The sequence below is a fragment of the Streptomyces eurocidicus genome, from assembly GCF_002891295.1.
Classification (GTDB): Bacteria; Actinomycetota; Actinomycetes; order Streptomycetales; family Streptomycetaceae; genus Streptomyces; species Streptomyces eurocidicus.
On the sequence record NZ_LGUI01000003.1, the window covers coordinates 807694 to 819178 of the forward strand.

Annotated in this window: 10 protein-coding genes; 6 read left to right on the forward strand and 4 right to left on the reverse strand. The window is 72.1% G+C overall.

All coding sequences use genetic code 11. The annotated features are described in order from the left end of the window. The first annotated feature begins 9 nt into the window (after nucleotides 1-9). The 3 genes from AF335_RS13480 to AF335_RS13490 all read left to right on the forward strand — a co-directional run bounded on the left by AF335_RS13480 (nucleotide 10) and on the right by AF335_RS13490 (nucleotide 2543). Nucleotides 10-987: an NAD(P)H-quinone oxidoreductase gene (locus tag AF335_RS13480; RefSeq protein ID WP_102918544.1), complete on the forward strand. Its 978-nt coding sequence runs from the start codon at nucleotides 10-12 to the stop codon at nucleotides 985-987. A 308-nt stretch (nucleotides 988-1295) separates the two neighbouring features. Next, nucleotides 1296-1889, forward strand: coding sequence for a hypothetical protein (locus tag AF335_RS13485; protein WP_146045511.1), 594 nt, complete (start codon nucleotides 1296-1298; stop codon nucleotides 1887-1889). A gap of 93 nt (nucleotides 1890-1982) precedes the next feature. Continuing rightward, entirely contained in the window at nucleotides 1983-2543 is a 561-nt protein-coding gene (locus AF335_RS13490; RefSeq protein ID WP_087927302.1) for a bacterial proteasome activator family protein, read from the forward strand. A gap of 128 nt (nucleotides 2544-2671) precedes the next feature. Here AF335_RS13490 and AF335_RS13495 read toward each other — a convergent pair whose 3' ends face one another. Then, complete coding sequence (locus AF335_RS13495) at nucleotides 2672-4375, reverse strand: protein kinase domain-containing protein (RefSeq protein WP_102918546.1); 1704 nt, start codon at nucleotides 4373-4375, stop codon at nucleotides 2672-2674. A gap of 300 nt (nucleotides 4376-4675) precedes the next feature. On the opposite strand from AF335_RS13495, the gene AF335_RS13500 reads away from it, so the two are divergent. After that, a complete protein-coding gene (locus AF335_RS13500) occupies nucleotides 4676-6337 on the forward strand; it encodes a protein kinase domain-containing protein (protein WP_102918547.1) in 1662 nt (553 codons plus the stop codon). 82 nt (nucleotides 6338-6419) lie between these two features. On the opposite strand, the gene AF335_RS13505 is transcribed toward AF335_RS13500, so the two are convergent. From AF335_RS13505 to AF335_RS13515, 3 genes are all read right to left on the reverse strand, one after another. Next, on the reverse strand, nucleotides 6420-7541 hold the full coding sequence (locus AF335_RS13505; protein ID WP_102918548.1) for a phosphotransferase: 1122 nt from the start codon (nucleotides 7539-7541) through the stop codon (nucleotides 6420-6422). 132 nt (nucleotides 7542-7673) lie between these two features. After that, on the reverse strand, nucleotides 7674-8135 hold the full coding sequence (locus AF335_RS13510; RefSeq protein ID WP_102918775.1) for a pyridoxamine 5'-phosphate oxidase family protein: 462 nt from the start codon (nucleotides 8133-8135) through the stop codon (nucleotides 7674-7676). A gap of 174 nt (nucleotides 8136-8309) precedes the next feature. After that, nucleotides 8310-8969, reverse strand: a complete 660-nt coding sequence (locus tag AF335_RS13515; protein WP_102918549.1) for a response regulator — start codon at nucleotides 8967-8969, stop codon at nucleotides 8310-8312. A gap of 364 nt (nucleotides 8970-9333) precedes the next feature. On the opposite strand from AF335_RS13515, the gene pdhA reads away from it, so the two are divergent. Together pdhA and AF335_RS13525 are read left to right on the forward strand one after the other, a co-directional pair. Further along, the gene (pdhA, locus tag AF335_RS13520; RefSeq protein WP_102918550.1) at nucleotides 9334-10488 is read left to right on the forward strand and encodes a pyruvate dehydrogenase (acetyl-transferring) E1 component subunit alpha; all 1155 of its coding nucleotides are present in this window, start codon (nucleotides 9334-9336) and stop codon (nucleotides 10486-10488) included. Nucleotide 10489: 1 nt separating this feature from the next. Then, nucleotides 10490-11470 carry an alpha-ketoacid dehydrogenase subunit beta gene (locus AF335_RS13525; protein WP_102918551.1) on the forward strand — a complete coding sequence of 327 codons (981 nt, stop codon included), beginning with the start codon at nucleotides 10490-10492 and terminating at the stop codon, nucleotides 11468-11470. Nucleotides 11471-11485: the final 15 nt, after the last annotated feature.

Sequence of the window (11485 nt, forward strand, 5' to 3'; positions counted from 1 at the left end):
CTCGCGGGCATGCATGCGATCACCATCAACGAACCCGGCGGACCGGAGGCCCTGGTCTGGGCCGAGGTGCCCGATCCCGTGCCCGGCGAGGGCGAGGTACTGGTCGAGGTCGTCGCCGGTGCCGTCAACCGCGCGGACGTGATGCAGCGTCAGGGCTTCTACGATCCGCCGCCCGGCGCGTCCTCCTACCCCGGACTGGAGTGCTCCGGCCGGATCGTCGCCCTGGGGCCCGGCGTGGCCGGCTGGGCCGTCGGCGACGAGGTGTGCGCGCTGCTGGCGGGCGGCGGCTACGCGGAGAAGGTCTGTGTGCCGGCCGGTCAGCTGCTGCCCGTCCCGGACGGCATGGACCTGGTCACGGCCGCCGCGCTGCCCGAGGTCACCGCCACCGTCTGGTCGAACGTCTTCATGGTCGCCCACCTGCGCCCCGGCGAGACCCTGCTCGTGCACGGCGGCGGCAGCGGCATCGGCACCATGGCCGTCCAGCTGGCCAAGGCGGTCGGCGCGCGCGTCGCGGTCACCGCGGGCAGCCAGGAGAAGCTGGAGCGCTGCCGCGAGCTCGGCGCGGACATCCTCATCGACTACCGGCGGCAGGACTTCGTCGAGGAGCTCGGCAAGGTGACGGGCGGTGTCGGCGCGGACGTCATCCTCGACATCCTCGGCGCGAAGTACCTCGCCCGGAACGTGTCCGCCCTCGCCGTCAACGGCCGGCTGGTCGTCATCGGCCTCCAGGGCGGCCGTAAGGCCGAACTGGACCTCGGCACGCTGCTCACCAAGCGGGCCGCCGTCCTGGCCACCTCGCTGCGGGCCCGGCCGCTCCAGGAGAAGGCGGCGATCGTCGCCGCCGTGCGCGAGCACGTCTGGCCGCTGATCGCCGGCGGGCGGGTACGGGCGGTGGTCGACCGCACGCTGCCGATGCGGGACGCGGCGGAGGCCCACCGGATCCTGGAGGAGAGCTCCCACGTCGGGAAGATCCTGCTCACGACGTGAGCGGGTACGGAAGCGGGTACGCGCGCGGGTACGGGAGCGAGTATGCGCGCGGGTAAGCGGGAGCGAGCGCGCGCGAGGGCGCGGGAACGAGTACGCGCGCGGGTAACGGGAGCGAGCGCGCGCGAGGGCACGGGGACGAGTACGCGCACGGGCACGGGAACGAGCGCGCGCGAAGGTAAGCGGAGACGAGTACACGCGCAGGCACGCGTAAGGGCGGCATGACCCCCCGCCCGCCGCGGGGCGCCCCCGTTCACCCGGTCGGCCGCGCGCGCGTGCCGTGCCGCACCGCGCGGGCGAGGCTGGGGTGCGTGGACCGTGGACCGCGTGCGATATCCCCGGCCCGGCGGGCGCTGTCCCTCGCCGGGCCGGCCCTGGCGGCGGCGGCCGTACTGGCCGCCCCCGCCTTCCACCAGGCGCAACGACCGGACGACCCGCTCGCCGCCCGTGCCTCGTCCGTCCCCTCGCCGGACCGGTCCCAGGAGCCGCCGGGCGACGACGACCGGCTCGCCGGGAGCCACGCGGGGGAGGGCCGCAGCCACCCCGGCCGGGCGGCGGAGAGCGGGTCCGGGAGCCCGTCGGCCCCCGGCCCCGGACCGGACCGGCCGTCCTCGCCGGGAGCCCCTCCCCCCGACGACCCGGAGGCCGGCCGGGCGCCCGGCCAGGCCCACCCGCCCACGGACCCGGGCGGCAACACGCCCGGCGGCGGCAGCGGCCCCGGAGGCACGGGCGGTACGGGCGGCCCCGGCGGCACCGACGGGGAGGCCACCGCCGCCCGCCACCGTGACGACGAGGCCCTGGACGACGGCGACCGCGTCATGCGGGTCCTGCCGCTGGGCACCGGAATGACCCTCACCGGCCTGGGACTCGGCTACTTCGCCCTCCGGCTACGGCGTGCGAGGTGAAAAGGGGGCGTGCGGTAAGGCGCGTTGCACGGTGGATCAGGCGTGTGCGGGGGCATCACCAGGGGGAAATCACCTGTGCGAGAGAATGGCGGCATGGATATGCCGAGGAATGAACGGTCGCAGGAGAGCCCGCACGTCCTGGTCGTAGGCCCGGACGGCATGGCTCTCGGCAGCACCAACCCCGGCAACGGGGAAGGTGACGACGAGTCGCGCGAGGTCCCCGTGACGGAGATGGTCGAACAGCCCGCGAAGGTCATGCGCATCGGCAGCATGATCAAGCAGCTGCTGGAGGAAGTCCGCGCCGCACCCCTGGACGAGGCGAGCCGGGTCCGGCTCAAGGAGATCCACCACAGCTCCGTGCGGGAGCTGGAGGACGGTCTCGCGCCCGAGCTCGTCGAGGAGCTGGAGCGCCTCTCCCTGCCCTTCACCGACGAGACGATCCCCACCGAAGCGGAACTGCGCATCGCGCAGGCGCAGTTGGTCGGCTGGCTGGAAGGGCTCTTCCACGGCATCCAGACGACGCTGTTCGCCCAGCAGATGGCCGCGCGGGCGCAGTTGGAGCAGATGCGCAGGGCCCTCCCGCCCGGCGTCCTGGGCGAGGACGACGGCGAGGGCCACCAGCACGGCGGGGCCCGCTCCGGCCCCTATCTGTAAGGGCGCGCCCGTTCCGTAAGGGCGCACCCGTAAGGCCGCGCACATATGTGTGCCCGGTACGTCCAGCGGACGTACCGGGCACACATATGACCGTCCTTACGGCTGACGCGACTCTTAAGAAGCGACTCCTAAGAGGCCGGGTCACCCGTCGACACCGTCAGCACGAACATGTCGCTCGGCGACTTCGGGTCGAACGCGTCGCCCCCCTTGGGCGTCTGGCTGAGCACGGTGCCCTTGCCCCAGGTGTTCTCGTTCTGCTGGTCGATGCGGTACTTCCAGCCGGCGGCCTGGAGGCACGCCTTGACCGAGTCGACGTAGAAGTAGCTGAAGTCGGGCGCCGACTTCTTCGACTTGTCGTTGTAGTACTCGTACGCCTTCGTGCACTTCTCCTTGTCGATGGCCTTCGACCGGTCGCCCTCGCGGTGCTTGCTCTGGGTGCCGCCTGTGCCACCGCCCGAGCCGCCCGTCGTGGCCCCGCCGGAGCCGTTGGCCGGGGCGCCCGTCACGGGCGCCTGCGAGCTCGTGGTGTCGTTCTTCGCCTCGTCGCCCTTCTTGCCGCCGCCGTTGAGCGCGATCGCGGCGATCACGCCGATGACCGCGAGGACGGCGACGACGCCCGAGCCGATGATGACCGGCTTGTTGCTCCTGCCGCCGCCCTGCGGCGCCGGGGCGGGCGACGGGTTGATCGAGTACGGCGGGGGCGTGCCCGGACCGCTCGGCCCGCCGTTCTGGAACGGCTGGCCGGGCGTCGGGTAGCCCGGGGCGCCCTGCGGCGGGGTGGACGGCCCGTAGGAGGCGTACGGGCCCGGAGCCGGCTGGTACGGCGTCCGGACGGCCTGCGGGCCCGGCCCGGGGGTCTGCGCGTCGACGGGCGGGAAGACGGCCGAGCCGACGCCCGCACCGCTGCGCGGCGGCGGGCCGCCCGCCACGATGACCGGCGCGGCCCCGGACTGCGCGGTGCCCGAGACCCGCGCGCACTCGTCCCGCATGGACTCGGCGCTCGGGAAGCGCTCGTTCGGGTTCTTCTTCAGCGCGCGGGCGACCAGGGCGTCCACAGCCGGCGGGATCGAACGATTGATCGAGGAGGGAGCGACCGGCTCCTCCTGGACATGGGCGTACGCGATCGCCAGCGGGGAGTCCGCGTCGAACGGCAGCCGCCCGGTCAGCAGCTCGAAGAGCATGATGCCGACCGAGTACAGGTCGGAGCGGGCGTCGACGCCACGCCCGAGCGCCTGCTCCGGCGAGAGGTACTGGGGGGTGCCGACGACCATGCCGGTCTGCGTCATCGAGGTGACGCCGGACTGCATGGCGCGGGCGATGCCGAAGTCCATGACCTTGACCACGCCACGCTTGGTCATCATCACGTTGCCGGGCTTGATGTCGCGGTGGACCAGCCCCATCTCATGGCTGACCTCCAGCGCGGCCAGCACATCGGCGGTGATCTTCAGCGCCTTCTCGGTCGGCATCGCGCCGAACTGCCGCACGTCGGCGTCGAGGACCGAGCGCAGCGGCCGGCCCTCGACGTACTCCATGACGATGTACGGCATGGTCGACCCGTCCAGGTCGTCCTCGCCGGTGTCGAAGACCGAGACGATGTTCGTGTGTGTGAGCTTGGCGACGGCCTGGGCCTCGCGCCGGAAGCGCTCGCGGAAGGACGCCTCGCGGCCCAGCTCCGTGTGCAGTGTCTTGATCGCGACCTGGCGGTCCAGAACGCTGTCGTACGCCAGGTGGACCGAGGCCATCCCGCCTTCGCCCAGCAGGTCGCGCAGCTGGTAGCGGCCGCCGCCGACAGACCGGCCCGTGTAGCGGCCCTGAGCGCCGTCCTGGCTCATCGTTCTACTTCCCCCTTGCGGCGAACTGCCGGCGTACGGTTCCGGCAGGTGCCGGCTGTGCCGATGGATCTCGGCCAAGTCTGCCCGAGGCGGCGGGCACGTCAAGCCGCGTGCCCGTTCCGTGACGGGATGCGCGACAACACGTCACGAGATTTGCCTTGCTCAGGGGCGTACGGGTTTGATAGCGCGTCCATCCCGGACCGGCGCGCGCCGTGGAGCCTGTAGCGTGCCTTAGCGGAAGACCGTTTTCCCCGCGCCGCGCCTCCCACGCGCAGCGGACAGACACGACGGCGAGGACTGATGGCACAGACGCAGAGCGCCCAGGGTCCGACAGACCCTGACGCCAACGGGGGCGGCATGCCCGATGTGCCTGAAATGTGGGGCAATGGCGGCCTGGTCGGAGACGGCCGCTACCGCCTCACCCACCGCCTCGGCCGCGGTGGCATGGCAGAGGTGTTCGCGGCCGAGGACGTGCGCCTCGGCCGTACGGTCGCGGTGAAGCTGCTCCGGGCCGACCTCGCGGAGGACCCGGTCTCGAAGGCGCGCTTCACCCGCGAGGCACAGTCGGTGGCCGGCCTGAACCACCACGCGGTGGTGGCGGTCTACGACTCCGGCGAGGACACCGTCGGCCGCAACGTCGTGCCGTACATCGTCATGGAGTTGGTTGAAGGTCGCACTATCCGTGACCTGTTGCTGGGTGCCGAGCCCCCGCCGCCCGACCAGGCACTGATCATCGTCTCGGGCGTATTGGAAGCGCTGGCCTACAGCCACCAGCACGGCATCGTGCACCGCGACATCAAGCCCGCCAACGTGATCATCACGAACAACGGCGCGGTCAAGGTCATGGACTTCGGCATCGCCCGCGCCCTGCACGGCGCGGCGTCCACCATGACCCAGACCGGCATGGTCATGGGCACGCCGCAGTACCTCTCGCCCGAGCAGGCGCTCGGCAAGACGGTCGACGCGCGCTCGGACCTCTACGCCACCGGCTGCCTGCTCTACGAACTGCTGGCGCTGCGCCCCCCGTTCACCGGCGAGACCCCGCTGTCGGTGGTCTACCAGCACGTCCAGGACACTCCCGTCCCGCCGTCGCAGGTCCTCGGCAGCCTGCCGCCGGAGCTCGACGGTCTGGTGATGCGTTCCCTCGCCAAGGACCCGGACGACCGGTTCCAGAGCGCCGAGGAGATGCGCGGGCTGGTCCAGTACGCGCTGCAGATGCTGCACGACGCCGGCGCCCACTCGGGCTCCTGGGACACCGGCCCGGTCGCGCACGCCACCGCCGCCACCCAGGCCCTGGGCATGGGCGGCATGGGCGGCATGGCCGGGACGACCGCCATGCCGCACCCGGTGCACGGCGACACCTCGCAGCAGCCGATCATCCCGCCGCGCGGCGGTGACGACGGCGGCTTCGACGGCTACGGCGGGCGGGGCCGCGGCGGCGGTGGCGGTGGCAAGGGCAAGATGGTGCTCGTCGCCGTCATCGCCCTGATCGCGGTCGTGGCGGGCGTGGCCTTCGCGGTGAAGACGATGAACAAGCCCGACGACAAGAGGACGACGGACAGGCCCAAGACGTCCGTCAGCTCCTCCTCGTCCCCCAACCCGTCCTCCAGCCCGGAGACCTCCGGCAAGCCCAGCCGTCCCGCCACCCAGCCCGGCGGCGGCACCACGGGCGAGCAGGAGTCCGACAGTTCCACCTCCGGCGGCGGCCAGGAGCCGGACGGCGACACGGGGTCGCACCACTCGTCCAAGCCGTCCAACAAGCCCTCGCCCGATCCGTCGACCCCGGTGACGCCGACGGGCGAGCCCTCGACGAAGCCGTCGGGCGACGACAAGCCCCCGACCGGCGGCACCAGCGCCGGTCAGGACGGCGGCAGCGCCAACGCGGGCACCTCGGCCGGCCAGGTCGGCGGCCCCGGCGCCACGATCAACGGCCAGGGCACCGGCACCACGCCGGGCGGCTGACGCACGCGGACACGAACGGCCTGGGGCCCGGCACCGAGAGGTGCCGGGCCCCAGGCCGTTCGTGCGCCGGTCGTTCCCGGCCTCAGTCCGTGAACGCCTCGCGCACCGCGCCGTACGAGCGCGTCCACCACACCGACAGCGCCGCCGACGCGGGGAAGCCGGGGTCGGCGCGGTGGTCGCCGAGCTGGTAGCGCCAGCGCAGCATCCAGAAGTCGTTGAGCCGCTCCCACCACACGCGGTGCACCGCGGCCGCCAGTTCGGCGGTGTCCGCCCCGCAGGCCCGGCGGTAGGCGCGCGCGTACGGCCGTATCTTCGCGAGGTCCAGGGTGCCGTCGGGGCGCAGGAAGAAGATCACCGCGGCCCGTACGGCCTCCTCGGCGCGGGGCTGCACGCCCAGCCGGTCCCAGTCGACGATCGCGGCCGGTTCGCCGCCCCGGTAGAGCAGGTTGAGCGGGTGGAAGTCGCCGTGCACCCAGCCCCGGGCGGGCGCGGCGGCCGGGCGGCGGTGCGCGTGCCGCTCCAGCAGGGCGCGGCGTTCGACGAGCCGGTGCTCGGCCAGCTCGTCGAAGGAGTCGCGGGGCCGGCGCCGGACGAGCTCCAGAAGCTCCTCGATGAGGGCGTACGTGTCCTGGGGGTCCGCGGCGGCGTCCTGGGCCTGCCAGGGGTCTCCCGGGCCTTCAGGGGGCTTCTCAGGGCCTTCCGGGGGCCTCTGGGCGTCAGGGCGGCCCGCCGGGGCCGCGGCGGCCGGGTGCTCCTCGCGGCAGACCTTCTCCAGGCACATGTGGACATGGCCCAGCAGCGCCCCGAGCCGCCGGGACTGCGCGCGGGTCAGCGCGCCGCCGTCGCGGTGGCGGCCCTCGACCCAGGGGTGCAGGGCGTAGCAGCGGCCGTCGACGACGGTGACGGTGGCGCCCCGGGCGTCCGCGACGGGCGGGGCGACGGGCAGGCCGAGGGCGGCCAGCCGCAGGGTGACGGCGTGCTGGCGGGCGATGGCGGCGTGGTCGCCGTCGAGGTGGTGCTTGAGGAAGAAGCGGCCCCGGGTGGTGGTGAGGCGGTAACCGCGGTTGAGGAGGCCCTCGGTCAGCGGTACGCACCCGAGCGGCTCGCCGGCCTGGCCGTAGAGCCGCAGGACGTTGTGCAGGGTGGTGCCGTCGAGCGGCTCCGTCTCCGGGTGCCCGGAGGGGCCGTCGGCGCCGGTGGTCACCCCGGCGCTCGCGCGGAGGCCGTCAGGTCTCGGGCGGCCGGGCCCGGGGCGGCCGGCGTCCCTCCGGACTCCGCCGACGGGAGGGACGGCGGGGGGCTGGACAAGTGAGCGCGGCACGCTCCAAATGTTAGATCACGCGGAATGCGCGACCTGTCGTGCCGGGACGCCTTCGAGGTGGTGCAAGGTGATGAACTGCGGTTCGATGCACAGGTATTCGGGATCGAAGGGGGCGGCGTCCGCCGTGCGCGGGGGCCGGCCGAAGCGGTCGAGTTCGGCGGGGCCGGGTGTGAAGAGCCGTGCGGTGCCGACGAATTGCACGGTCCAGACGTCCTCGTCGCCCTCGGGGCGGCCGCTGAGGTTGTCCGCGCCGTACGCGACCACGTTGCCGTCGCACGCCTGGGCGTAACCGAAGCCGCCGTGCAGGCGCAGCAGTACCTGCCGGCCGGACACGATGTGCCGGGCGACGGTGACGAAGGGCAGTGCGCGCATGCTCACCGAGACCCTGCCGTAAGGGGTGCGGTCGAGCAGTTCGAGCGCGCGGTACTGGTCGTGGTCCTGGTGACCGGTGGAGAGCCCGGTGGGCGCGGAGAGCATGGTCACCACTGTGCACGCCGGTCGTCAGGGCCTATAGGGGCACCCGCCCCTATGCGGCGGGCCATTGGTCCCGAATCCTGCTTTTCCACTCGATACAGTGAATTGTGGCAGTGGAATGGGTGGTGCGGCCGGACGCGGGGCGCCTACGGGAGGAGCTCGCCGTCCCGCCCCGCCTCAGCGCTTCTCGGCCTGGAGGCGGGCGACATAGGCCGCCGCCTGGGAACGCCGCTCCATGCCGAGCTTGGACAGCAGGCTGGAGACGTAGTTCTTGATGGTCTTCTCGGCGAGGTGCAGCCGCTCGCCGATGGCCCGGTTGGTCATGCCCTCGCCGATCAGGTCCAGGATCCGGCGCTCCTGGTCGGTCAGGTTGGCGAGCCGGTCGTCGCCCTTCGGGTCCTTGCCGTCGCGCAGCCGCTCCAGCACCCGGGCGGTCGCCACCGGGTCCAGCAGGGACTTCCCGGCCGCGACGTCCCGGACGGCCGAGAGGAGCTCATTGCCACGGATCGCTTTCAGAACGTAACCGGACGCGCCCGCCACGATCGCGTCGAAGAGCGCCTCGTCATCGGCGAAGGAGGTGAGCATCAAGCATTTGATGTTCTCGTCCTGGGATCGAATTTCCCTACATACTTCGACGCCGCTGCCATCCGGAAGCCGGACATCCAGAACCGCGACGTCGGGACGGGTCGCCGGAATGCGAACCAGCGCGTCGGCCGCCGTACCAGCCTCTCCGACGACCTCGATGTCCTCCTCCACGGAGAGCATCTCGTGCACGCCGCGCCGGACGACCTCGTGGTCGTCGAGCAGAAATACCGTGATTTTTCGCTGTTCGGGCACAGTGCCAGTCTCACACACCAACTCTTCCCCTGCTCTTGTTCTCCGGGATAACGTGCGGTCGTTCCGGCAGCCCGCAGGGGCTGTGCTCACAAGGACGTGACCAGGAGCGTTGCCCAGCTTTCTCGATTTACTTGGAAATCCAAGCAAAATTGCAGGTCAGGCGGGGTTTCGCAGGAATGCGGCCTTCTGGGTAACGTGCTTATTGCAGGCCATTGGCCGGGGCGCCTGTCACGCCCGGTTTCCGGCCTCGGCACACCCACCCCGTGTGCCGTCGGGGATCGAGCGAGCCTTCTCCTGCCTCACGGCGGGGGAACCCCCTCTGGCCGCCGGCGACCCCGGGGGCCGGACAGACGGAGGAGCACACGTGACTGTGGACAGCACTGCCGCGCGCAAGCCGCGCCGTGGCAGCAGCAAGCGCGCCGGGGCCAAGACCCGCGCCGCCGCGCCGGGCGAGCCCGAGCTCGTACAGCTGCTGACACCGGAGGGCGAGCGGGTCGAGCACCCCGACTACTCCATCGACCTGACCGCCGACGAACTGCGTGGCCTGTACCGCGACATGGTGCTGACCCGCCGCTTCGACGCGGAGGCGACCACTCTTCAGCGCCAGGGCGAACTGGGCCTGTGGGCCTCGCTGCTCGGCCAGGAGGCCGCGCAGATCGGCTCCGGCCGGGCGACCCGCGCCGACGACTACGTCTTCCCGACCTACCGCGAGCACGGCGTGGCCTGGTGCCGCGGGGTCGACCCCACCAACCTGCTGGGCATGTTCCGCGGCGTCAACCACGGCGGCTGGGACCCCAACGAGAACAACTTCCACCTCTACACGATCGTCATCGGCTCGCAGGCGCTGCACGCCACCGGCTACGCCATGGGCGTGGCCAAGGACGGCGCCGACTCCGCCGTGATCGCCTACTTCGGCGACGGCGCGTCCAGCCAGGGCGACGTGGCCGAGGCGTTCACGTTCTCGGCGGTCTACAACGCCCCGGTCGTGTTCTTCTGCCAGAACAACCAGTGGGCGATCTCCGAGCCCACCGAGCGCCAGACCCGCGTCCCGCTCTACCAGCGCGCGCAGGGCTACGGCTTCCCGGGCGTCCGCGTCGACGGCAACGACGTCCTCGCCGTCCTCGCCGTCACCAAGGCCGCCCTGGAGCGCGCCCGCACCGGCCAGGGCCCGATGCTCATCGAGGCGTTCACGTACCGCATGGGCGCCCACACCACCTCCGACGACCCGACGAAGTACCGCCGGGACGAGGAGCGCGAGCGGTGGGAGGCCAAGGACCCGATCCTGCGGCTGCGCACCTACCTGGACCGCGAGGGCCTCGCCGACGAGGAGTTCTTCGCCGCCCTGGAGACCGAGGCCGACGCGCTCGCCAAGCGGGTGCGCGACGCCGTCCGGACCATGCCGGACCCCGACAACATGGCGATCTTCGAGAACATCTACGCCGACGGCCACGCCCTCGTGGACGAAGAGCGCGCCCAGTTCGCCGCGTACCAGGCGTCCTTCGCAGAGGAGAGCAACTGAGATGGCTGCCGAGAAGCTCTCCGTCGTCAAGGCGATCAACGCCTCGCTGCGGACCGCCCTGGAGAACGACCCCAAGGTCCTGGTGATGGGGGAGGACGTCGGCAAGCTCGGCGGCGTCTTCCGCGTCACCGAAGGCCTCCAGAAGGACTTCGGCGAGGACCGGGTGATCGACACCCCGCTCGCCGAGTCCGGCATCGTCGGCACCGCGATCGGGCTGGCCCTGCGCGGCTACCGCCCGGTCGTGGAGATCCAGTTCGACGGTTTCGTCTTTCCCGCGTACGACCAGATCGTCACCCAGCTCGCCAAGATGCACGCCCGTGCGCTCGGCAAGATCAAGCTGCCGGTCGTCATCCGCATTCCTTACGGTGGCGCGATCGGCGCCGTCGAGCACCACAGCGAGTCGCCCGAGGCGCTGTTCGCGCACGTCGCGGGCCTGAAGGTGGTCTCCCCGTCGAACGCCTCGGACGCCTACTGGATGCTCCAGCAGGCCATCCAGAGCGACGACCCGGTGATCTACTTCGAGCCGAAGCGCCGCTACCACGACAAGTCCGAGCTCGACCGCTCGGCGATCCCCGCGCCCCTGCACGCCGCCCGCACGGTGCGCCGGGGCACGGACCTCACCCTCGTCGCCTACGGGCCGATGGTGAAGACCTGTCTGGAGGCCGCGGCGGCGGCCGAGGAGGAGGGCAAGTCCCTGGAGGTCCTGGACCTCCGCTCGATGTCGCCCGTCGACTTCGACGCGATCCAGGCGTCCGTGGAGCGCACCGGCCGGCTCGTCGTCGTCCACGAGGCCCCGGTGTTCCTGGGCACGGGCGCGGAGATCGCCGCCCGGATCACCGAGCGCTGCTTCTACCACCTGGAGGCACCGGTGCTGCGGGTCGGCGGCTATCACGCGCCGTACCCGCCGTCCCGGCTGGAGGACGAGTACCTTCCGGGTCTGGACCGGGTGCTCGACGCCGTCGACCGCGCGCTGGCGTACTAGGGGTACGAGGAGAGT